This window comes from Albidovulum inexpectatum (genome assembly GCF_002927635.1).
Taxonomy (GTDB): domain Bacteria; phylum Pseudomonadota; class Alphaproteobacteria; order Rhodobacterales; family Rhodobacteraceae; genus Albidovulum; species Albidovulum inexpectatum.
This window is the reverse complement of sequence record NZ_PRDS01000001.1, coordinates 112,820-135,024: the sequence shown is the minus strand read 5'-3', so window position 1 is coordinate 135,024 and position 22,205 is coordinate 112,820. Positions and strand designations below refer to the sequence as shown.

The window sequence follows — 22,205 nt, the reverse complement described above, 5'->3', positions numbered from 1 at the left end:
GGAAGAGGTTGGAATGCAGCGTATTCTGTTTGTCTGCCTGGGCAATATCTGTCGCTCGCCCGCGGCCGAGGCCGTGGTTTCGGCCAAGGCCCGCATGGCGGGGCTGGACCTGACGGTCGACAGCGCCGGCACCGGCAACTGGCATGTGGGAAAGCCACCCTATGGGCCGATGATCGCGGCCGCCGCGGCGCGCGGCTACGATCTTGGCGGCCTGCGCGCGCGCCAGTTCGCGCCAGCGGATTTCGAGCGATTCGACCTGATCGTGGCGATGGACCGCCAGAACCTGTCCGACATCGAGGCCAGGAGGCCGGGAGACGCACGGACGCCGGTTCGCCTGATGCTGTTCTGGCTGCCGGGCGCCGGGGATGACGTGCCCGACCCCTATTTCACGCGCGATTTCGACGGCGCGCTGGACCTGATCGAGCGTGCGGCGGATGCGCTTGTCACGGCGCTTGGGCCGGTGCGGGGCAGGGCGGTGCGGGGGCAGGGCTGACCGTCTAGCTGCAGGTCTGCTCGGCTCTGGACCCGAACGCCCGATAGCGTTCCCAGAACGCCTTGTGCGAATTGCGACGCGATGCGCGGATTTCGTCTGCCTTGTCCGGATCGCGCAGCAGTTTCGCCGCCAGCTTCTGATCCGATCTGCTCAGGGTGCGGTCGGCCACGCTCTGGATGCAGCTGCACAGGGCGCGACTGACCGGCTTGCCTGCGCGCTGGCAGGCCGATTCGATCGCGCCGGCATCTGCCGCTGCGGGCGAAAGCGCCAGCACCGCCGTCGCAAGATACAGGTATTTCATCTCGACAGGCCCTTTCCCTTGGCGGGCGGTTCTGTCGTGCCGCCCGTTCCGATCCCATCATGCGTCAATGGGCCGAATCGGGCAAGCGGATCAATCGAGGATCTTCGCCGGATAACCCTGCGCCTCGAGCGCCTGAACCAGCGCCTGCGGCGCGGCCGTGGTCTTGACCTCGACCGTTCGGTTGTCGAGATCGACGATCACGTCGGCACCGCTGTCGATTTCGATGATCGTGCGTTCCACCACGGCCTTGCAGTGGCCGCAGCTCATGTCGGGGATGGACAGTTTCATGCTTCGCTCTCCTGCAGCTTTCCCCCACAGATCGGACTGCGGCCCGGCAAGGTCAAGGCATCAGGCCGCCGCGCGGGCCATTCTTTCCGCAACGATGCGCTCGGCAATGGCGTTGGGGCTGACATTCTCGGCCTCGGCGGCCGACAGGATCGCCTCCATCGTGCGGTCCAGCGCGTCGAGCTTCTGGGCGACCCAGGTTTCGCGATCCTCGATCCCCAGGATCTCGGCCGCGACATTGATGATGCCGCCGCCATTGGCAACGAAGTCCGGGGCATAGAGTATGCCGCGCTGATGCAGCCGGTCGCCGTCCTGCGGGGTCGCCAGCTGGTTGTTTGCGGCGCCCGCCACGACCTCGGCCGCCAGCTCGGGGATCGTGCGCTCGTTCAGGATGCCCCCGATCGCGCAGGGCGCGAAGATCTGGGCCGCGATGCTGTGGATTTCCTCGGGTGCGACTGCCAGGGCGCTCCATTCGGCGACGGCATGGCCTACCCGGGTTGGGTCGATGTCGCTGACGGCCAGATCGGCGCCATCGCCATGCAGCAATGCGCAGAGATGCCAGCCGACATTGCCCAGCCCCTGGACCGAAACCGTGAGACCGTTTAGATTTTCGACGCCCAGACGATGCCGCGCGGCCCGGCGGATCGCGTTGAACACGCCCCGCGCCGTGACGGGCGAAGGATCGCCCGAGCCGTGCGGCGCGTCCGCGCGGCCCGCGACATAGGGTGTGACCTCGGCGATGATCGCCATGTCCTGGGTGGTCATGCCCATGTCTTCGGCCGTCCAGTAGCGGCCTTTCAGCCCATCGACGGCCCGGCCCATCGCGCGCAGCAGATCGGGCGTCTTGTCACGGGCGGGATCGCCGATGATGACCGCCTTGCCACCCCCCAGCGGCAAATCGGCCGCGGCATTCTTGAACGTCATCCCGCGCGAGAGGCGCAGAGCGTCCTCGAGGGCTTCGGCCTCGCTGGCATATGGGCGCATGCGCAGCCCTCCGGCGGCTGGCCCCAGCCTGGTCGAATGGATCGCGATGAAGCCCGTCAGGCCCGTATCGGGGTCGCTGACGCGCCAGACTTCTTCATGTTCCTTGGTCTCAACCCTGGTCGTCTGCATGGCGCTCTCCTTGTTCTGGTCCAACATAGCACCATGGGTTTGCAGCTTTTCGCCAAATAACGGCTTATTCTGTTTCAATATTGGTGGTATCCGCCATTTTTGAAGCAAATTTTGGAGAAAATGCATGGACGCCATTGATCGCCGCATCCTGACCGCGCTGCAGCGGGACGGGCGCATGTCCATAACCGAGCTGGCGGCAGAGGTCGGCCTGTCGCCAACGCCCTGCGCGCGCCGCCTTGCGCGGCTTGAACGTGACGGCCTGATCCAGGGTTATGGCGCGCGCGTCGATCAGGCGCAGCTGGGACTGCCGGTTTCGGTCTTCGTCTGGGTCGAGCTGGAGACCCAGACGCGCGAGGCCATCGATGCGTTCGAACGCGCCGTGCGGGCCTTTGACCGGGTGATGGAGTGCCATCTGATGACGGGATCGCGCGACATCCTGATGCGCGTGGTGGCGGCTGATCTTTCCGATTTCGACCGCTTTCTTGAAGAGCGCCTGATGCGGGTGCCGGGTATCCGGTCGCTGCGGTCGTCCTTTGCGCTGCGCACCATGGTGCGGCGTCATGTCCTGCCGGTATCGTGATCCGCGATATCCGGGCGCAGCAAGTCGTCCAGCATGTCCGAGATGTCCTCGATTTCGTCGGCGATGATGTGGACGATCTCGGCATCGCGCTGCAGGCGGCCGGTCACGCGCAGCATACGTCCGGTGACGACCGCCCGGCGGAACCGACGAAAGACATTGGGCCAGACGATGACATTGGCCACGCCGGTCTCGTCCTCAAGCGTGATGAACACGGTGCCCTTGGCCGTTCCGGGACGTTGCCGCACCAGAACCAGCCCGGCGACCGTGACGCGCGCGCCGCGCGGCGGTTCGTTCAGGCGGTCATGCGGAATCGCGGAAGGCGGGCGCGGCCAGCCGCGCAGGGGGCGATAGTCGTTCAGCATGAGAACAATAATAGAACATCCGGCCGCGCAGGCAAGCGTGCCGTCCCTCTGGAAATGGCGGGCGGCTTGGCTTATGTCGCGTTGTGGAAATGTGCAAAGGCAGGGGCGCGCAATGGCAAAGATCATTTATGTCGAACATGGCGGCAAGGAACATGTCGTCGAGGTTCCCAACGGGCTGACGGTAATGGAGGGCGCGCGCGACAACGGCATCCCCGGGATCGAGGCCGATTGCGGTGGGGCCTGTGCCTGTTCGACCTGCCATGTCTATGTCGATCCCGAATGGGTGGATCGCCTGCCTCCGAAAGACCCGATGGAAGAGGACATGCTGGATTTCGCCTGGCAGCCCGATCCGGTGCGGTCGCGCCTGACCTGTCAGATCAAGGTCACCGACGAGCTGGACGGTCTGCGCGTCTACATGCCCGAAAAGCAGATCTGATGCGGCGGGCGGGCAGAGGTGCGGGCAGACCTGGGGGTCTGCTCGCGCTTTGTCTTGGCCTGGCCGCCTGTGTCGCAACCGCGAATGACGCGGTGCGGGTCGGGATCGTGGCAGCCGAATACGCGGCGCCGACGACACGCTATCCACATGGGGCGCTGGGCGATCCGGTCGAACACGGCCAAATGCGCGTGCGCCTGTCCGATGGCCGGGCGCTGACGGCTACGCTGCCCGAGGATCTTGTCTTCGAGGACACCGCCCCGCGCCTGTCGGATCTCGATGGCGACGGTTCTGCCGAGATCATCGTGGTCGAGAGCCATGCCGATCAGGGTGCCCGGCTGGCCGTCTGGCATCTGAATGACACTGGTTTGACCCGCGCGGCGGCAACACCGTTCATTGGCCGCCGATTTCGCTGGCTGGCGCCGACGGGTGCGGCCGATCTGGATGAGGATGGTCGGGTCGAGATTGCCTATGTCGAAACGCCGCATCTGGGGCGCGTGCTGAAGGTTCTGCGGTGGCAGGATGGTCAACTGGTCCCGGTGGCAAAGATCGGCGGCGTCAGCAATCATCGCTTTGGCCAATCGGTGATCGAAGGCCGGATTGCCCGTTGCGACGGGCAGCCCACGATCCTGTTGGCCGATGCGGGATGGCGCAGGGTCGTCGGGGCGCGACTGCACGGCAACGCGCTGTCTTTGTCCGATCTGGGTCCCTATCGCGGTCCGCAGAGCTTTCAGGCAGTCGCGGGCTGCGACTGACGCGCGAGCGGCCGCGTTGACCGCCAGGGCCCCGCGCGGCGCAGACGCAACGCGTTGGTCACCACGAAGACCGAAGACAAGGCCATCGCTCCCGCGGCCAGCATCGGCGACAGCATCGGTCCGCCAAAGGGGTAAAGTACCCCCGCCGCGACCGGGATCAGCGCGACGTTGTAGCCAAAGGCCCATATCAGGTTCTGTCGGATATTGCGCATCGTGGCGCGCGACAGGCGCACCGCATCGGCCACGGCTTCGGGATCGCCCGTCATCAGGACGACCTCGGCTGACTCGATGGCCACATCCGTGCCCGTTCCCATTGCAATGCCGATATCGGCCGCGGCCAGCGCCGGCGCATCGTTGATCCCGTCGCCGACAAAGGCCGTCAGCCCCTGTGATTTCAGCTCCTCTATCACGGCGACCTTGCCGTCGGGCAGCACCTCGGCCTCGACTCGATCGATGCCCAGTTCCCTTGCGATCGTGCGCGCGGTGGATGCCGTGTCCCCGGACACCATCGCCGTGGTCAGGCCAAGCGCATGGAGCGCCTCGATCGCCGCGCGTGCGCCGGGCTTGATCGGGTCGGCGACTCCGAACAGGGCCGCAAGCTGCCCGTCAATCGCCACCAGAACCGGCGTCCGCGCGCGGGCCGAAAGATCGGCTATCCGCTGTTCCAGCGCGGCAATCTCGATCCCGGATTCGGCCAGGGCGCGCGCATTTCCGATCAGGATGGCATGACCGTCTGAGCGAGCAGACAGGCCCCTGCCCGGCAGGGCCCGGACGTCCTCGGCAGGCGGGGCGTCGATGCCACGCATCCGGGCATGGTCAAGCAGCGCGCGGGCAAGGGGATGTTCGGACCTAGCCTCGGCCGCCGCAACAAGGCGCAAAACGGCCGCTTCGTCCACGCCCGGGACAACAAGCAGGTCGGTCACTTCCGGCTTGCCCTGTGTCAGCGTGCCCGTCTTGTCGAATGCGACAAGCCGTGCCTCCGACAGTCTTTGCAGCGCATCACCCCGCCGGAACAGGATGCCAAGCTCGGCGCCTCGCCCCGTTCCGACCAGGATCGAGACCGGCGTGGCCAGCCCCATCGCACAGGGGCAGGCAATGATCACGACCGAGATCGCCGCAACAAGCGCATGCGTCAAGGCCGGCTGGGGGCCGAAGACCATCCAGACCGCGAAGGTCACGACCGAAACGCCCATGACGGCCGGTACGAACCACATGGTGATGCGATCGACCAGCGCCTGCACCGGCAGCTTGGCGCCCTGGGCCTGTTCGACCATTCGGATGATGCGCGACAGAACGGTATCGGCGCCGGTCGCGGTTACGCGATAGACCAGGGCGGATTGTCCGTTCACCGTGCCGCCCGTGACCGTGTCACCCCGGCCCTTTTCCACGGGGGCGGGTTCGCCCGTCAGCATGCTTTCGTCGATCCAGCCATGTCCCGACACGATCACGCCATCGACGGCGACGCGCTCGCCGGGTGCCAGATGCACGATGTCGCCGGGACGCAGTTCCTCGACAGGGATCTCGGTCACGCGGCCGTTGCGCTCGACCCGCGCGGAGTCCGGCTGCAGCCCGATCAGGCGGCGGATTGCCTCGCCGGCCTGACCCTTGGCGCGGGCTTCGAGCATCCGCCCAAGAAGGATCAGCGTCACGATGGTCGCGGCGGCCTCGAAATAGACCTCGCGCGCGGCTTCGGGCAAGAGCGCGGGTGCAAAGGTTGCGATCGTGGAATAGGCAAAGGCCGCAAGGCTGCCGATCGCCACCAGCGAGTTCATCTCGGGCGCGCCGCGCAGCAATGCGGGAATCCCGTGGCGAAAGAAGATCGCGCCGGGGCCAAGCAGAATGGCGGCCGTCAGGATGAACTGGATGCGCCAGGAGTTCGCCTCGCCCAGGGTGGCGGCGATCCAGTGATGAAAGGCGGGAACCATGTGGCCGCCCATGGCAAGTATCACGACCGGCAGCGCGAGGGCGGCCGAAATCAGGAAGGATCGGCGCAGCCGGGCGGACTCGTCCCCGTAATGATCCTTGGCGTGATGATCCTTGGCCGGCCGGGTTGTGTCTTCGTTGTCGGGTTGTGCGGGATAGCCCGCGCGCGTGACCGCATCGGCCAGAGCCTGCGCAGAGACCACGCCGGCAAGATGCCGGACACGGGCCGAGTTGGTGGCAAGGTTCACCTCGGCCTCGATGACGCCGGGCAATGCCTTCAGGGCGCGCTCGACCCGGCCGACGCAGGATGCGCAGGACATGCCTTCGATCCGCAGCCTTGTCTGGGTTTCGGCCGGGGGATAGCCGGCCTTGCCCAGAGCCTGGGCAAGATCATTGGCCGAGACTTCTGCGCCATGGCGCACGCGCGCCGTGCCCGCCATCAGGTTCACCTCGGCCGCCTGGACGCCGGGAACGGATTTCAGCGCCCGTTCGACTCGACCGATGCAGGACGCACATGACATGCCCTGCATCTCAAAGACCGTTTCCCGACTCTCCATGACATTCCCCCGAAGCCTGTGTCACCCAGATGTGGCCGACCGCGGCAAATGTCAAATCGCGTCAGGGCCTGGGCGCGATCCTCGTGCCATCGGAAATGGCGTCCGAAGGATGCAGCACGACCATGTCCCCTGGCTCCAGCCCCGACAGGATTTCGGCCATGGTGGCGTTGCGATGCCCGATCCTTACGGGGACGGTCTCTGCCCGCCCGTCGCGATGCCGGAACACCGCCCAGTCGCCGTCGCGGCGGAACAGCGCGGAAAGCGGCACCTGCAGGGCGTTTTCGGATTCCCACGAGATCATGCGCAAAAAAAGCGCATAGCCGTCGGACAATCCACGCCACAATTCGGGCGGTGATGTCAGATCGAAGAGCGCATCGACCCGGCGCTCTTCGATGCCGAGGGCCGAAACCTTGACATGCGCGCTGGGCTCGACCTTGCGCAGCCGTGCCTCGAGCGGCTCCGGCCCGCCCCATCGTTCGACCAGGGCGCGCGCGCCTTCGGGCAGGCGCACGGCATCTGCGGACAGAAGGTCTGCGACGATTTCCAGATCGTCCGTCTTGCCGATCGTCAACAGGCGTGTGCCTGCGGCAACCGGGCGTTCGCTGATGATGTCCACGGCCAGGACCGTGCCGGTGACCGGCGCGCGGATATTGACACAGCAGGCGTCGCGTCCGCCGGCGGCAGTGCCCGGCTCGATCAGTGCCGCCCGGGCGCGTTGCAGGCGGCTGCGCGCCATCGTGACATTGGCACGCGCGGCTTCCTCGGCCGCAATGCGGATCGCAAGGCGCTGGCCGGCTTCCTCGAACTGCGTCTCGGACATGACGCCGCGTTCGGTCAGCCTGCGCGCCCGGTCATATTGCGAACGCGCAAAGGCCAGCTCTTCCTGCGCCTGTCGAAACTGGGCCTGTGCCGCGGCCAGCGCCGCCTCGGCCTCGGCCACGGCGGCCTCGGCCTGTTCGCGCGATCGCGCGTCCAGAAGTGCGGGCGGAGCCGGGTCAACCACCGCAACTACCGTTTCGCCGGCAATCACGCGGTCCCCGGCCCGCACCGGAGCGCGGCGCGTCTTGCCCGCGATCGGCGCCGCGACCTCATAGGGTTCGCGGACCCGGGCATACGCCTCTGCGTCAATCGTCACGCGCATGGGCGCGCGGTCGATCCTTGCCAGATCGACGGCAACGGGGTCTTCACGGAAAGCCACGAAGGCCAGCGCAAGAAGCAGGCCCGCGCCCAGAGCGCCCGGAATCACGTTGCGAGGCTTGATCTTCATGGGCTTACTCCCGCGTTTTCATGACGGCGATCAGGTCCAGACGGTCGATACGGCGCCTGACGATCAGCGCTGCCGCCAATGCAGAGATCAATGCGATCAGAGACGCACGCGCGAACAGGGCCGGCTGCACGACGAAGGGGACCTGATACAGGTCGCTGTTCACGCCCCGCACGAAGGCCCATGAAATCCCCATTCCGAAGAGCCACCCAAGGGGCTGGGCCAGAAGCGCCAGCAGCATCGTCTCGCCCACCAGGATGAACGACACCTCGCCGCGCGAAAATCCGATGATCCGCAGGCTGGCCAGTTCGCGCGCGCGCTCGGACAGCTGGATGCGCGCGCCATTATACGCCACGCCCAGGGTGATCAGCACGGCAATCGTGACATAGACGGTCGTCGTGATCGTGATGTTCTGGCGGATCGTGTCCTGGAACGAGCGGCGCGCATCGGTCGGCATGGCGACGCCGGCGACTTTGGGCAGTTGCTTGACCGCGCGGTGAAAGGCCTCGGTCGCGTCAGGGTCCAGGGTGACATTGGCCACGCTGATCAACGGTGCCTGACGGCGCAGGGCATTCAGCGTTTCGAAATCGGCATAGGCGCCGATGCCCACATATTGCTCGATCGTTGCCGACAGGGGCATGTGCAATGTCTCGCGCCGGCCGGTCAGGAATTCGACCGTCACCGCGTCGCCCGGGGCGATGCCAAGATAGTCGGCCAGACGTTGAGGAAGGATGAGTCCGCCCGGCGGCGGCGCGATCACCCGTCCACCGGACGAGACCGTGCGGGACAGGTCCGCATCGGGCCGGCGTGCCTCGATCGCGACATGTTTCGACAGATGCCCGTTGCGCAGGATCACCGGGGCGACCAGCTGGGCCTCGGCCTGCAGGACGCCCGGCAGCGCCGCGATTTCATCGATCGCGCCTTCCGGCAGGTCCTGGGCAAGGATCAGCGCCGCATCCTGGCGATTGGCCTGGTCGAAGGTCAGCCAGATCATCCGGTCAAGCGCCCCGTCGAAGAAGCTTGCGGCTGCCAGCACGGCGACCGCCATCGACAGGCCAAGCACGCTGACCGCGGCCCGCAGCGGCCAGCGCAGGATCGAGCGCACGATCATCATCGTCGGCTGGGACAGGCGCAGGTGGTCGAAGGCGCGGTCGATTGCCGTGCGCCGGAACGACGGCGGGGCAGGCGGCTGCATCGCGATCGCGGGTGGCAGCCGTGCCGCGGACAGCGCCGCGCGCAGCGCGCCGACCGAGGCCGATGCCAGCGCCAGGAGGCCCGAGATTCCGTAAACGGTCCACGAAGCGCGCAGGATCAGATAGGGAAAATCGAAAAACCGCGCATAAAGCCGGGCCAGCCCCCCGGCCATCCGTGCGCCGACGATCCAGCCAAGGACCACACCCACGATCGCGGTCAGCGCGGCAAGCGCAAGGTAATGCACCGCGATCGTCGCATTCGAATAGCCCAGCGCCTTCAGCAGGCCGATCTCGGTCCGCTCCAGCGCCACGATCCGGCCAAGGACCATGTTCACCAGAAAGGCCGCGACGCCGAAGAATATCGGCGGCATCACGATCGTCATGGTCCAGAGCTGAGATATCTCGGCCGAGACGAAGCTGTCGGACTCTTGCCGGTCGCGGCCATGCGCCCCGGTTCCGCCATAAGGCTCGAGCAGCCGATCGATCGCGGCGATCACGTCCTGGATCCGCGCCCCGGAATGCAGCGCGACGGTCAGGCTGTTGAAGGCGTCGTTCATGTCAAAGGCCCCCTGGGCCGCGCGCTCGGGCATCCAGATGACGGCAAAGCCTTCCCGGTCGGGCATCAGCGCGCCGGGACCCAGCGTATAGATGAATTCGGGCGACAGGACCGTGCCCGTGATGACCAGAACGCGCCGCTTGCCGTTGATGTTTGCCACGATGCGGTCTCCGAGGGCAAAGCCGTGCGCGCGCGCGAAGGGCTCGTTGACCGCGATCTCGTCGCGGGCATCGGGGTCGGGCAGGCGGCCGGACCGCATAACGGGGACGTTCAGCACCGGCGGGCCGAAAGTCGGCAGCGACACGATGTGACCCACCGCGATCGGCACCCGGCCGGGAAGGTCCAGCGTGACCATGCCCTCGATCCGGGCCTCGACGCTGCGCACGCCGGGAATGGATTCGACCAGCGGCACGAGATGGATCGGCGCCCGCCGCGCACTGGCCCAGATATCGGCAAAACGGTTGCGTTCGTAATAGGCGTGCCGGCTTTCATTCAGCGCCTGGTACATCCCGAATGAGGTGACCAGCGCCGCCACGCCACAGCCAAGTACAACCGCAATCGCCAGCGCCTGGGCCCACAGCCGCGCAAAATCGCGCAACAGCTTTCTGTCCAGCGCGCGCATCACCATGCGATCTCCTGCGGTGCGATCCTGTGATCGTTCGTTTCGACCGACAGGACGCGGCCATCCTGAAAGCGCACGACACGGTGTGCCATGCGCCGGATCGCGGCGTTGTGCGTGATGACGATGGTTGCCGTTCCCAGTTGCATGTTGACCATATGCAGCGCCTCGAGCACCTGAACGCCGGTCTTGCTGTCCAGCGCCCCGGTCGGTTCGTCGCACAGCAGGACGTCCGGTCGCTTGGCGATGGCCCGGGCGATGGCAACGCGCTGCTGCTCGCCGCCCGACAGTTCGGCAGGGAAATGGTCAAGCCGCGCTTCCAGCCCGACCAGGCGCAGGGCGTCTTCTGGTGGCATCGGGTCGCGTGCCACATCGGTGACAAGCTGGACGTTCTCGCGCGCCGTCAGCGAGGCGACCAGATTGTAGAACTGGAACACGAACCCGACATGGTCGCGCCGATAGGCAGTCAACTGAGTGTCATCCAGCCTTGTCAGGTCGATATCCCGAAACATCACCGTGCCCGAGCTTGGCCGGTCCAGCCCGCCAAGGATGTTCAGGAGTGTGGACTTGCCCGATCCCGAAGGCCCCAGAAGCACCGTGAATTCCGATTCGAACAGGTCCAGATCGACGCCATCCAGCGCGCGCACCTGCACCTTGCCGGTGTCATAGATGCGCGTCAGCCCTCTGGTTCTGAATACGGTCGCGGTCATGGCGTCTCCTGTTGATACCATATTCGTGCCGGGGCTGCGTGCGCCTTGATCTGGCGCAACGGTGTCGCACCGTCTTTCCGGCGGCCATCCGTGGCGCTATGAGGTGGCCATGGCTCTGGTTCTGACATCCCTGTCGCAGGTTGCCGCGTTCGACTTCGACGCGGTGATCGACGTGCGTTCGCCCTCGGAATATGCCGAGGATCACCTGCCCGGCGCGATCAACCTGCCGGTGCTTGACGATGCCGAGCGCGCGCGTGTGGGCACGATCTACAAGCAGCAATCGCCCTTTCTGGCGCGCAAGATCGGGGCGGCCCTGGTCGCCCGCAATGCCGCGCGTCATCTGGAAGGTCCGCTGGCCGACAAGCCCGGTGGCTGGCGGCCGCTGGTCTATTGCTGGCGCGGGGGGCAGCGTTCGGGGTCGTTCGCCACGATCCTGTCACAGGTGGGCTGGCGGGTCGAACTGATCGACGGAGGCTACAAGTCCTGGCGCAGGCTGGTTGTGGACGAGCTGCAGAATGCGCCGGTGCGCGCGCCGGTCATGGTTCTGGACGGCAATACCGGGACGGCCAAGACCGAGATCCTGAACCTGCTGCCGGAGCACGGGCTGCAGGTGATCGACCTGGAAGGTCTGGCCAATCACCGCGGCTCGCTGTTTGGCGCGCGCATGGGCGGTCAGCCGTCGCAGAAGGCGTTCGAGGGGCGGTTGGCGATGGCGCTGGCCACGCTGGACCCCGCCCGCCCGGTCGTCGTCGAGGCCGAGAGCTCGCGCATCGGCGCGGTGCAATTGCCCAAGAGGCTTTGGCAGGCGATGTGCAACGCACCCCGGCTGCGTCTAGCCGCGCCGCTTCAGGCGCGGGCGCGGTACCTGGCGCGCGGCTATGCCGACCTGACCGAAGACGCGGCGCGCCTTGCCGAGGTGATCGCGCTGCTGCGTCCCCTGCATCCGGCCGAGCGTATCGCGCGCTGGCTGGCGCTGGCCGAGGCCCGCGATCACGTCACGCTGGCGGCCGAGTTGATGCAGTTCCACTATGATCCGCGCTACGAAAAGCACCGCGCGCGGTTCGAATCCACGCGCGACCGGGTGATCGAGGTCGCCGATCTTGGCGCGGATGCCCTGCCCGAGATAGCCGCGCGCGTGGCGCGTGCGGCGTTTGACATGCTGGCGCGTGTCTGATCCCGCCGGTGACGGGTCAATCCTCGACCGTGATGAAGGGGTCGCCTTCGGTCACCGCCCCGATGACGGCCGCATCCGTGCCATTCGCGCGCAGCGCGGCAAGGACCGTTTCGGCCTGATCCGCCGGGATCGCGGCCAGCAGGCCGCCGGCGGTCTGCGGATCGAACAACAGATCGGCGCGGGGGCCTTCGGTCAGGAACATGTGCGCCGCGACCGTCCTGTTCGCCGGCAGCAGGGTCGATCCGTGTCCGGCGCGCGCCAGGTCCTCGGCGCCCGGCAGGATTGGCACATGGGCCAGCGAGATGCGCGCGGCCGTGCCCGATTCCTGCAAGATGGTCAGCAGATGCCCCGCAAGCCCAAAGCCCGTCACGTCGGTCATGGCATGGGCCACGGGGGCGAGGATGCGCGCGGCCTGTCCCTGCGGACGGGCCATCGAGGCCAGCGCGGCTGCAACCACTTCCCCGGGGGCTTCGCGGGCCATTTCGGCGGCCAGGATCACCCCGGTGCCGATCGGCTTGGTCAGGATCAGCCAGTCGCCGGGGCGGGCACCCGCCTGCCGGATCGGTTCGCCTTCGGTCAGGCCCGTCACGGCAAATCCGATGGTCAGTTCTGCGCCCAGGCTCGTATGCCCGCCCACGACGTCGGCACCCTCGGCGCCGAAGGTTTCGGCGGCGGCGGCCATGATCTCGCGCAGGGTCTCGGCCTGCAGGCGCGGGCTCATCCGCGGCAGGATGATCTGCGCCAGCGCGGCCTGCGGGCGGGCCCCCATCGACCAGACATCGCCCATGGCATGAATGGCCGTGATGCGGGCAAGCAGCCAGGGGTCTTCGACGAATGCGCGCACATGGTCGGTCGTGATCACCTGCCGCCCGTCCCCGTGGGCGAGGACCGCGGCGTCGTCGCCGGGCCGGGAAAGGACGTCCTCGCGCGCGGGGGCGGGCAGGTCGGCCAATGCCGCGCGCAGATCGGCCTGGCCCACCTTGGCCCCGCATCCGCCGCAAAGCGGCTTGCCGCGCCCCAGTTCCTCGGCCACCCCGGAAGCGACCGGATCGGGCAGGGCGGGTGGGTCCATGCGCGGCAGGTCCTGGAACTTGCGCATGAACGCGCGGTCGATCCGGTCCTTCCAGCGCCACAGCCATGCGCCGTCCAGGGGCAGGCCCCACTTGTCGGCCACCGCCCCGCGATGGCCGGTCGAGATCAGCTTCAGATAGTCGCGTTGGGGTCGATAGCGGCGCATCCGGCCCTTCTCGGTCAGGGCCACGGTCAGGTTGTGCAGCAGGATCGGCGCCTGCCTGACGGCATAGACGCCGGCCTTCGGGCGCGGTGCATGGACCATGTGGGCGATGTCGCCTGCGGCAAAGATCGCGGGGTCGGTTTCGCTTTGCAGGGTCGGGCCGATGCGCACGAAACCGTTGGTCAGGGCAAGGCCGGTGGTTTCCAGCCAATCCTGGGCCCGCGCGGCCGCGGTGCCGATGACGAACCGCGCCGGCACAAGCCGACCGTCGGCCAGGGTGACGCCGTCCTCGGTGACTTCGGTCGCGCGGGCGGCCTCGTGCAAGGTGACATTGGCCTGTCGCAGATGGCGCAAAAGCGCACGGCGCGCTCCAGATCCCAATGTGGACAGCGCCCGGGCGCGCTCGATCAAGGCAACGCGCGCGTGATCTCCCAGCCGGTGACGCGCGGCCAGGGCAAGCTCGACCCCGGCGACACCTGCCCCGATCACCGCCACGTCGGGGGGCGCGCGGCGGGCTTCGACCGCCTCGACGAACGCCTCCCACCGATCGGCAAAGGCGTCCAGCGGCTTGGCAGGCACGGCATGTTCGGCGAAACCCGGCAGGCCGGGCATGTCCGAGGTGATGCCGATGTCGATCGAGGCAATGTCATAGGCGACGGGCGCGCGGCCGGAAATGCGAATACGTCTCGACTCCCGGTCGATGCCCTCGGCGCGGCCAAGGATCAGCCTGGCCCCGGCATGACGCGCCAGCTTGACCAGATCGATCTGCAACGCCGAACGGGGATAATGCCCGGCAACGAGGCCCGGCAACATGCCCGAATAGGCCGCGGTCGGCGTCGGGTTGATCAGCGTCAGCCGGACGCCGGGCAGGGGTTTCATGCCCCACATGCGCAGGACAAGCGCATGGGTATGCCCGCCCCCGATCAGCACAAGGTCGCGCGTCAGCGGAATCTGCACCTGCATCGACACCTCCTTTGCCCAATCCCCTAGCGCCAATCGACGCCATGCGCCATGCCCGGTCTTTCGCCCCCGCATCGAAGGCGCTATGGCTCGGGCCAGCGAAGGAGGGATCGATATGCGTGTCTACATCACCGGCGCGGCGGGGTTCATCGGCTATCATCTTGCCCGGCTGCTGCTGGACGAAGGCCACATCGTGCGCGGCATGGACGGCATGACGGCCTATTACGACGTGGCGCTGAAACGCGCGCGCCTGGATCGGCTGACGCCCCGGGACGGCTTTTCCTTTGCCGAATTCATGCTGGAGGATGCCGAGCACCTGCGCGCGGATATCGCCGAGTTTCGCCCCGACGCTGTCGTTCACCTCGCGGCCCAGGCAGGCGTCCGCTATTCGCTGGAGGCGCCGCGCAGCTATCTGTCGGCCAATATCGAGGGCACCTTCAACGTGATGGAGGCCGCGCGCGAGATCGGTGTGGGGCATCTGCTTCTGGCCTCGACCTCGTCGGTCTATGGCGCGAACACGAAAATGCCCTATCGCGAGACCGAAAAGGCCGACTCGCAGATGTCGATCTATGCCGCGACCAAGAAAGCCACCGAGTCGCTGTCGCATTCCTGGGCGCATCTCTATGGCCTGCCCACGACCTGTTTCAGGTTCTTCACGGTCTACGGTCCGTGGGGACGACCCGACATGGCGCCGTTCAAATTCACCCGCGCGATCCTGGCGGGCGAGCCGATCGACGTCTATGGCCATGGCCAGATGTATCGCGACTTCACCTATGTCGAGGATCTCGTGCGCGGCATCCGGCTTTTGATCGACGCGGTTCCCGTGCGTCCCGAATCGCCCGATGCGATCGAGGAAGGCGATTCCCTTTCGCCCGTCGCGCCATGGCGGGTGGTCAATATCGGCAATGGCGACAAGGTCGCGCTGAACGATTTCATCGCCGCGATCGAGCAGGCCACGGGCCGCAAGGCCGTGCGCAACCTGATGGGGATGCAGAAGGGTGACGTGGTCGCCACCTGGGCGGACAATTCGCTGCTGCGACGTCTGACCGGCTATCGGCCCCAGACCGACATTCGCACCGGCATGCGTGCCTTCGTCGAATGGTACCGCGCCCATTACGGTGTCTGAGGGTGCGATTTCTCTCTTGACGGCGGGCGGGGTCTGGCATACCTACGCCGCCGTTGCGGCTAGGTAGCTCAGCTGGTTAGAGCACATGACTCATAATCATGGGGTCGGCGGTTCAAGTCCGCCCCTAGCCACCAACACCCCCGACAAGACCCTGGCGTCCGGGAAAGGCCCTGAATTGCGCTAACGCGTGTCATTGCCATTCGTTCGGTGCATGCCGGCATGGGTGTTCTGCCCGGTCGATGCCGCCCGCATATGCGACCGGCATCGATTCGCACCCCCAGCGGTCAGGCGCCTGTCGCCGCCCGCGCCTCCTCCATCGCGGCAAGGAATCGTGCGACCTCACCTTCGGTATTGTAGTGGCAGATCGAGACGCGCACGCAGGCATCCATCCCCAGCGGTGCAAGCACGTTGCCGGAATAATGGTCGGCCTTGCGGGTATGGGTGCGGATGCCGCGATCGTTCAGGAACCTGACAAGATCGGCAGCCGGCATGCCGTCGAGCGTCAGCGAGACGACGCCCTCGCGCCCCTCGACCCGATCGCCGCCGATCAGGGTGATGCCCGGCATCTCGGCCAGGCCGCGCAGGTTGCCGGTGCCGTGCAGCATGGCGCGCATCAGGCGTCCTTCATGGTCGTGAATCGCTTCGGCCGCGGCCAGGATTCGCGTGCGCCGATCGGTGCTGTCCGTGAACTGGCTGCCCAGCCAGTCGAAATAGGACACGACGTCCGAGAAGGTCGCATAGGACCCCGCATCGCGCGTGCCAAGTTCCCAGTTGCGCCCTGGGCCGCCGCGAATCTGTTCCTTTTCGCAGGCGGTAAGCCGTTCGGAAGCCCAACCCACGCCATAGCCATGCCGCGAGAAGACCTTGTAGGGAGAGACGGCGTAGCCATCGATCGCCAGCGCGGCCACGTCGATATTTCCATGGCTGGCATGCTGGATCCCGTCCACGATTATGAAGGCATCCGGGGCATGCGCGCGAATTCGCGCGGCAATCGCGCCGACATCGACCGCCATCCCCGTCACCGGAGAGGTGTGGATGATCGTCGCGACCCGGATATCGGGGCCCAGGTGGTCCTCCCAGGCATCGGCCGAAACGGTGCCCGTCGCATCGTCGTGCGGCACCAGGACATGCGGCCGTCCGGTAGCTTGGGCCCAGCGGGCCATGGCGCTGCGCGAGGCGGGATGTTCGAGCGTGGTCGAGATCATGCGCCCGCCTTCCGCCGCGGCCAGGGCCGCGGTGCGAATCAGGCGAAACAGCACCTCGGTGCCGCTTTCGCCGACGAAGACCTCGCCATCGGGGGCGTTCAGGAACAGCCGCATGTCGGCGCGACCGCGTTCGATGGCGGCCATCAGCGCGCGGCTGGCGGGGTTGTCGCGCCCCTGGTTGTCGGGATAGCCCGCATAGGCGGCTGACGTCTCGATCACCGATTTCAGGTGCAGGGCGCCGCCGGCATTCTCGAAAAAGATTCGCGGGCCCTCGAACGGGCAGGTTTCGACATGGGCAAAGCGGTCCCGCACCGCCTGCATGAGCCCCGGTATGTCCGCGATCATTCCTGTCTCTCCGTGATGTTGCCGATCATGCGGTTCTAGAGCCGCCTTCGTGCGCGCAGGGCGGCCTGGATCGTTCCGTCGTCCAGATAGTCAAGCTCGCCCCCGATCGGGACGCCCTGGGCCAGCGAGCTGACGGCTACGCCCGTGCCCTGCAATGCGTCGGCGATGTAATGTGCCGTCGTCTGGCCATCGACCGTGGCGTTCAGGGCCAGGATGACCTCGGTCGCGTTTTCCTCGCGTACGCGCGCGACCAGCCGCGGTATGCCCAGTTCGTCGGGCCCGATCGAATCGAGCGCCGACAATGTGCCGCCCAGGACGTGATAGCGGCCGCGATAGGCCTGGCCGCGCTCCATGGCCCACAGATCGGCCACATCCTCGACGACACAGATCTCGCCGGTGGCGCGGCGGTCGTCCGCGCAGATGTCGCAAATGTCCGCGGTGCAGATATTCCCGCAGATCGCGCATTCGCGCGCGCGTGCGGCGACATCGGCCATGGCCTGGGCAAGCGGGGCCATGACCTGACCGCGCTTGCGGATCAGGTGCAGGACCGCGCGACGGGCCGATCTGGGCCCAAGCCCTGGCAGGCGGGCCATCAGCTCGATCAGCGCCTCGATGTCGCGCGCGGCCGTCATCTCAGAAGGGCAGCTTCATGTCCGCGGGCAGTCCCATGCTTTCGTACAGCCGCTTCATTTCGTCCTGGGCGCGTTCGGCGGCGCGCTTCTGCGCGTCCTTGATCGCGGCGACGATCAGGTCCTCGACCACTTCCTTCTGAGTCGGGTCGAAGATGGACGGGTCGATGTCCAGTGCCTTGATTTCGCCTTTCAGCGTGCAGGTCGCCTTGACCAGGCCGGCGCCGGATTCGCCGATGACGGTCATCTGATCAAGGCTGGCCTGAAGTTCGGCCATCTTGCCCTGCATTTCCTGCGCAGCCTTCATCATCTTGGCCATGTCGCCAAGTCCGCCCAATCCCTTGAACATGCTCTTCTCCTATTCTTCCTCGAACGGGTCCCATTCGTCGGGCACCTCGGGCAGTGCCGCATCGCGGGCAGCTGCCAGCAATTCATCCTGCGTGCGCACGGCGGTGATCTTTGCCTTTGGGAAGGCCGTGAGCACCGCGCGCACGACCGGGTTTTCCCGCGCCTGTTCGCGCGCCTTGGCTTCGCGCGCCTCGCGCGCCTCGCGGATCGTCGGGGCGCCCCCTTCGGCCACGACGGATACACCCCAGCGCACGCCGGTCCACAATTGCAGGCGCTGCGCCAGCGTGGCGGCCAGGTCGCGCGGCGCGTCGGGCGTTGGTTCGAACTCGATCCGCCCGGGCGCATAGCGCACCAGACGCAGATGAGATTCCACGTCCAGCAGCAGTTTCACGTCGCGGTGGGCGCGGATCAGCTCGACCACATCGGCGAATGTCGCATACGAGGCCAGGGACTGAGGCGCCTGCGCGAGCGCCGTGGCGGCGCCGCCTTGTGTCGCGCCATGGGCCGATGAGCCATGTGCCCGCGTGTCCGCGCCGGTCGGGAGCGATGCGTGATGACTGACGCTTGCATTGCCCCCCGAAGGTGGGGTCGATGAGGGCTGAACACCGGCGATCGCCGCGCCAGGTCGTGGGCCATCGGCCAGCGCGCGCATCAGCCTTTCGGGATCGGGCAGGTCCGCCACATGGGTCATGCGGATCACGGCCATTTCGGCCGCCATCATGGCGTTTGGCGCGACCGAGACTTCCTCCAGTGCCTTCAGCAGCATCTGCCACATCCGCGTCAGAACCCGCATCGGCAGGGATTCGGCCATTGCGAGGCCCCGCGCGCGTTCGTCGGGTGAGACTGTCGGATCGTCGGCGGCTTCGGGCGACACCTTGATGACGCTGACCCAATGGGTGATTTCGGCCAGGTCGCGCAGGACGGCAAGCGGATCGGCCCCGTCCGCATACTGGGCGCCCAATTCGTTCAACGCGCCCGCCGCATCTCCCTTCAGAATCAGGTCGAACAGATCCAGAACCCGCCCCCGATCGGCCAGGCCCAGCATGGCGCGCACCTGGTCGGCGGTGGTTTCGCCCGCGCCATGGCTGATCGCCTGGTCCAGTAGCGAGGTCGCGTCGCGGGCCGAGCCTTCCGCCGCGCGCGTGATCAGCGCCAGCGCCTCGTCGGTGATCTGCGCGCCCTCGGCATCGGCGATGCGCCGCAGCAGGCCCATCATGACCTCGGGTTCGATCCTGCGCAGGTCAAAGCGCTGGCAGCGCGACAGGACGGTGACCGGAACCTTGCGGATCTCGGTCGTGGCAAAGATGAACTTCACATGGGCCGGCGGCTCTTCCAGCGTCTTCAGCAGCGCGTTGAAGGCGCTGGTGGAGAGCATGTGAACCTCGTCGATGATGTAGATCTTGTAGCGCGCGCTGGCCGCGCGGTAGTGCACCGATTCGATGATCTCGCGGATATCGCCCACGCCGGTGCGGCTGGCGGCGTCCATCTCGATCACGTCCACATGGCGGCCTTCCATGATCGCCACGCAATGTTCGCATTTTCCGCAGGGTTCGGTCGTGGGCCCGCCCGTGCCATCCGGGCCGACGCAGTTCAGCCCCTTGGCAATGATGCGTGCGGTGGTCGTCTTTCCGGTGCCACGGATGCCGGTCATGATGAAGGCCTGCGCGATGCGGTTCGCGGCAAAGGCATTCTTCAGCGTGCGCACCATGGCGTCCTGGCCGACAAGGTCGGCAAAGGTCTCGGGCCGGTACTTTCGGGCAAGAACCTGGTAGCGGGGCGCGGAAGCGTCTGTCATGGCACCTGTATCGGAGACTGAACCGGGCGGCAGGTTACGGCGCTGCTGGCCAAAGGTAAACCGGTACCGAATGCCGGATGGGCGACCCTAGGCGGGCAGGCCGCCATCGGCATCCTCGCCGGCCTCGATCATCAGGGCTTCGTAATCGGGGATGATGACGGTGCGCTTGCCCGAAAGTTCGATCAGACCTTCGCGCTTGAGCGCCGACATCTGTCGGCTGACGGTTTCCAGCGTCAGGCCCAGATAGGCAGCCATCGCCTCGCGCGTCAGCGGCAATTCGATCACCATCCGGCCCGAAGGGGTGTTCAGATGCAGCGCCGCATCGCGCCGGGCGATGATGGCCAGAAGGCTGGCGATCTTCTCGCGCGCGGTCTTGCGGCCCAGAAGCAGCATCCATTCGCGCGCCGCATCCAGTTCGTCCAGGGTCATCTCGAGCAGCCGCTGGGCGATATGGGGCGTGCGCGCCATCAGCTCTTCGAAGGGCTTCTTGCGGAAGCAGCACATCAGAAGATCCGTCTCGGCCACGACGTTGTAGGGCGATCCCGACCGCCCCGGCCGCCCGACGAAATCCGATGGAAACAGCAGGCCGACCGTCTGGGTCCGGCCATCCTCCATCACCTGGTTCAGGGTGGCCACGCCGGTGACGACCGAGGCCACGAAATCCATCTGGTCGCCCGCCCAGATGACCGTCTGGCCAGCCTGAAAGCTGCGATAGAACTTGATCGCATCCAGCGCGGCCAGCTCGTCGGCCTCGCACCGGGCGCATACGGCGCGGTGGCGGATCGGGCAGGACCCGCATTGCATCGGTGCGTCAACTTTTTCGTGGATGGTCATGGTTTCTTGACTTGGGTCAATGTCCGGGCGCGCGGGTCGTCCTAACCCTAGGCGCATGACACGGGAATCGCAACTCGCAAAGCTGGGTCTCTTCGACGCGCGCGTGCCGCGATACACAAGCTATCCGACAGCACCGCACTTTTCCGAGGCCGTCGGTCCGCAGGATTTCGAGGAATGGATCGCGGCCATTCCCGAAGGGGCGGGCATTTCGCTGTATGTCCACGTTCCCTTTTGCCGCAGGCTGTGCTGGTTCTGCGCCTGCCGCACCCAGGGCACCAGTACGGATGATCCCGTGCGCGCCTATGTGGACGTGCTGAAGCAGGAAATCGAGCTGCTGCGAAGAAACTTGCCACCCGGCGTCCACCTTTCGCGGCTGCACTGGGGCGGTGGCACCCCGACGATGATGCCCGCGCCCCATATCCGCGAGCTTTCGGCGGCGATCCTTGACGCCGTTCCGATGGGAAAGGACGCCGAATTCTCGGTCGAGATCGACCCGAACGAGATCGACGAGGCGCGTGTGGATGCGCTTGTCGAATCGGGGATGAACCGGGCCTCGATCGGCGTGCAGGATTTCGATCCCGCGATTCAGGCGCTGATCGGCCGCGACCAGAGCTTCGAGGTGACGAAACGCGCGGCCGACATGCTGCGCGCGCGAGGGATTTCCTCGCTGAATACGGATATTCTCTTCGGGCTGCCCGATCAGACAGGGCCGCGCATCGCCGCCTCGGTACAGAAGCTGCTGTCGCTTTCGCCCGACCGCGTGGCGCTGTATGGCTATGCCCATGTGCCGTGGATGGCGCGGCGGCAGGTGATGATCCCGTCCGACCGGCTGCCGCGGCCCGAAGAACGCCTGCGTCTTTTCGAGACTGCGCGTGACCTGTTCCTGGCCGATGGCTATCAGGAGATCGGGATCGACCACTTTGCCCTGCCCGAGGATGGGCTGGCGCGTGCCGCGCGCGAGCGGCGGCTGCGACGCAATTTCCAAGGCTATACCGACGATGCGTCGGAGGTGCTGATCGGGCTGGGGGCATCGTCGATATCGCGTTTCCCGCAGGGCTATGCGCAGAACGTTTCGGCCACGGCCGCCTACACGAAGGCCGTGCGAGAGGGCCGTTTTGCGACCGCCCGCGGCCACCGCTTCCAGGGCGAGGATCGCATGCGCGCCCGGATGATCGAGATGCTGATGTGCGATTTTGCCATCGACGCGGCCGAGATCGCGCGCGATTTCGGCATGTCCCGCGATGCCCTGTGGCGGATGTTCGAGGACGTGCAGGCCACCTTTGGCGAGATGGTCGAGATCGACGAAACGGGCCTGCGGATTCCGCCCCAGGGACGTCCGCTGACCCGCATGATCGCGCGCGGATTCGATGCCTATGACCTGTCCCGCGCGGGGCACAGCCCGGCCGTGTGA

Annotated in this window: 21 protein-coding genes and 1 tRNA gene; 8 read left to right on the top strand and 14 right to left on the bottom strand. The window is 66.6% G+C overall.

The features are described from left to right. The first annotated feature begins 13 nt into the window (after positions 1-13). Positions 14-493: a low molecular weight protein-tyrosine-phosphatase gene (locus LV82_RS00690; protein ID WP_104069257.1), complete on the top strand. Its 480-nt coding sequence runs from the start codon at positions 14-16 to the stop codon at positions 491-493. A gap of 4 nt (positions 494-497) precedes the next feature. Here the strand turns inward: LV82_RS00690 and LV82_RS00685 are convergent, their stop codons facing one another. The 3 genes from LV82_RS00685 to LV82_RS00675 form a co-directional block, all read right to left on the bottom strand. Continuing rightward, positions 498-794, bottom strand: coding sequence for a hypothetical protein (locus LV82_RS00685; protein WP_104068795.1), 297 nt, complete (start codon positions 792-794; stop codon positions 498-500). A 90-nt stretch (positions 795-884) separates the two neighbouring features. Further along, complete coding sequence (locus LV82_RS00680) at positions 885-1,082, bottom strand: heavy-metal-associated domain-containing protein (protein WP_104068794.1); 198 nt, start codon at positions 1,080-1,082, stop codon at positions 885-887. A gap of 60 nt (positions 1,083-1,142) precedes the next feature. Further along, positions 1,143-2,192, bottom strand: a complete 1,050-nt coding sequence (locus LV82_RS00675; RefSeq protein ID WP_104069256.1) for a Glu/Leu/Phe/Val family dehydrogenase — start codon at positions 2,190-2,192, stop codon at positions 1,143-1,145. Between the two features lie 124 nt (positions 2,193-2,316). Here LV82_RS00675 and LV82_RS00670 point away from each other — a divergent pair, with 124 nt between their 5' ends. Then, positions 2,317-2,772 carry an Lrp/AsnC family transcriptional regulator gene (locus LV82_RS00670; protein WP_104068793.1) on the top strand — a complete coding sequence of 152 codons (456 nt, stop codon included), beginning with the start codon at positions 2,317-2,319 and terminating at the stop codon, positions 2,770-2,772. On the opposite strand, the gene LV82_RS00665 is transcribed toward LV82_RS00670, so the two are convergent. Then, positions 2,751-3,134 carry an OB-fold nucleic acid binding domain-containing protein gene (locus LV82_RS00665; protein WP_104068792.1) on the bottom strand — a complete coding sequence of 128 codons (384 nt, stop codon included), beginning with the start codon at positions 3,132-3,134 and terminating at the stop codon, positions 2,751-2,753. The two genes, LV82_RS00670 and LV82_RS00665, sit on opposite strands and share 22 nt — an antisense overlap. A 112-nt stretch (positions 3,135-3,246) precedes the next feature. Between LV82_RS00665 and LV82_RS00660 the strand changes: the two genes are divergently transcribed. Next, positions 3,247-3,570: a 2Fe-2S iron-sulfur cluster-binding protein gene (locus tag LV82_RS00660; RefSeq protein ID WP_104068791.1), complete on the top strand. Its 324-nt coding sequence runs from the start codon at positions 3,247-3,249 to the stop codon at positions 3,568-3,570. 107 nt (positions 3,571-3,677) lie between these two features. Then, positions 3,678-4,322: an FG-GAP repeat domain-containing protein gene (locus LV82_RS00655; protein WP_170063323.1), complete on the top strand. Its 645-nt coding sequence runs from the start codon at positions 3,678-3,680 to the stop codon at positions 4,320-4,322. On the opposite strand, the gene LV82_RS00650 is transcribed toward LV82_RS00655, so the two are convergent. From LV82_RS00650 to LV82_RS00635, 4 genes are all read right to left on the bottom strand, one after another. Then, positions 4,298-6,802 carry a heavy metal translocating P-type ATPase gene (locus LV82_RS00650; RefSeq protein WP_104068789.1) on the bottom strand — a complete coding sequence of 835 codons (2,505 nt, stop codon included), beginning with the start codon at positions 6,800-6,802 and terminating at the stop codon, positions 4,298-4,300. The two genes, LV82_RS00655 and LV82_RS00650, sit on opposite strands and share 25 nt — an antisense overlap. Before the next feature lie 61 nt (positions 6,803-6,863). After that, entirely contained in the window at positions 6,864-8,069 is a 1,206-nt protein-coding gene (locus LV82_RS00645; RefSeq protein WP_104068788.1) for an efflux RND transporter periplasmic adaptor subunit, read from the bottom strand. A gap of 4 nt (positions 8,070-8,073) precedes the next feature. Beyond that, entirely contained in the window at positions 8,074-10,443 is a 2,370-nt protein-coding gene (locus LV82_RS00640; protein ID WP_245873020.1) for an ABC transporter permease, read from the bottom strand. After that, a complete protein-coding gene (locus LV82_RS00635) occupies positions 10,437-11,144 on the bottom strand; it encodes an ABC transporter ATP-binding protein (protein ID WP_104068787.1) in 708 nt (235 codons plus the stop codon). Before LV82_RS00635 ends, LV82_RS00640 begins: the two co-directional genes overlap by 7 nt. A gap of 109 nt (positions 11,145-11,253) precedes the next feature. Here LV82_RS00635 and mnmH point away from each other — a divergent pair, with 109 nt between their 5' ends. After that, entirely contained in the window at positions 11,254-12,318 is a 1,065-nt protein-coding gene (gene mnmH, locus LV82_RS00630; protein WP_104069254.1) for a tRNA 2-selenouridine(34) synthase MnmH, read from the top strand. Between the two features lie 16 nt (positions 12,319-12,334). Here mnmH and selD read toward each other — a convergent pair whose 3' ends face one another. Then, positions 12,335-14,515, bottom strand: coding sequence for a selenide, water dikinase SelD (gene selD, locus LV82_RS00625; RefSeq protein WP_104068786.1), 2,181 nt, complete (start codon positions 14,513-14,515; stop codon positions 12,335-12,337). Between the two features lie 112 nt (positions 14,516-14,627). Between selD and LV82_RS00620 the strand changes: the two genes are divergently transcribed. Then, entirely contained in the window at positions 14,628-15,638 is a 1,011-nt protein-coding gene (locus LV82_RS00620) for an NAD-dependent epimerase/dehydratase family protein (protein WP_104069253.1), read from the top strand. Positions 15,639-15,695: 57 nt separating this feature from the next. Continuing rightward, positions 15,696-15,772: transfer RNA gene (locus LV82_RS00615), tRNA-Met, on the top strand. A 150-nt stretch (positions 15,773-15,922) separates the two neighbouring features. Here LV82_RS00615 and LV82_RS00610 read toward each other — a convergent pair. From LV82_RS00610 to fnrL, 5 genes are all read right to left on the bottom strand, one after another. Continuing rightward, positions 15,923-17,188 (bottom strand): aminotransferase class V-fold PLP-dependent enzyme, encoded by a 1,266-nt coding sequence (locus tag LV82_RS00610; RefSeq protein ID WP_104068785.1) that lies wholly within the window; start codon positions 17,186-17,188, stop codon positions 15,923-15,925. Positions 17,189-17,223: 35 nt separating this feature from the next. Beyond that, positions 17,224-17,820: a recombination mediator RecR gene (gene recR / locus LV82_RS00605; protein ID WP_104068784.1), complete on the bottom strand. Its 597-nt coding sequence runs from the start codon at positions 17,818-17,820 to the stop codon at positions 17,224-17,226. 1 nt (position 17,821) lies between these two features. Next, the gene (locus LV82_RS00600) at positions 17,822-18,166 is read right to left on the bottom strand and encodes a YbaB/EbfC family nucleoid-associated protein (RefSeq protein WP_104068783.1); all 345 of its coding nucleotides are present in this window, start codon (positions 18,164-18,166) and stop codon (positions 17,822-17,824) included. Positions 18,167-18,175: 9 nt separating this feature from the next. Further along, a complete protein-coding gene (locus LV82_RS00595; protein ID WP_104068782.1) occupies positions 18,176-19,960 on the bottom strand; it encodes a DNA polymerase III subunit gamma/tau in 1,785 nt (594 codons plus the stop codon). An 87-nt stretch (positions 19,961-20,047) separates the two neighbouring features. Beyond that, positions 20,048-20,794 (bottom strand): transcriptional regulator FnrL, encoded by a 747-nt coding sequence (gene fnrL / locus LV82_RS00590; RefSeq protein WP_104068781.1) that lies wholly within the window; start codon positions 20,792-20,794, stop codon positions 20,048-20,050. A 55-nt stretch (positions 20,795-20,849) separates the two neighbouring features. On the opposite strand from fnrL, the gene hemN reads away from it, so the two are divergent. Further along, a complete protein-coding gene (gene hemN / locus LV82_RS00585; RefSeq protein ID WP_104068780.1) occupies positions 20,850-22,205 on the top strand; it encodes an oxygen-independent coproporphyrinogen III oxidase in 1,356 nt (451 codons plus the stop codon).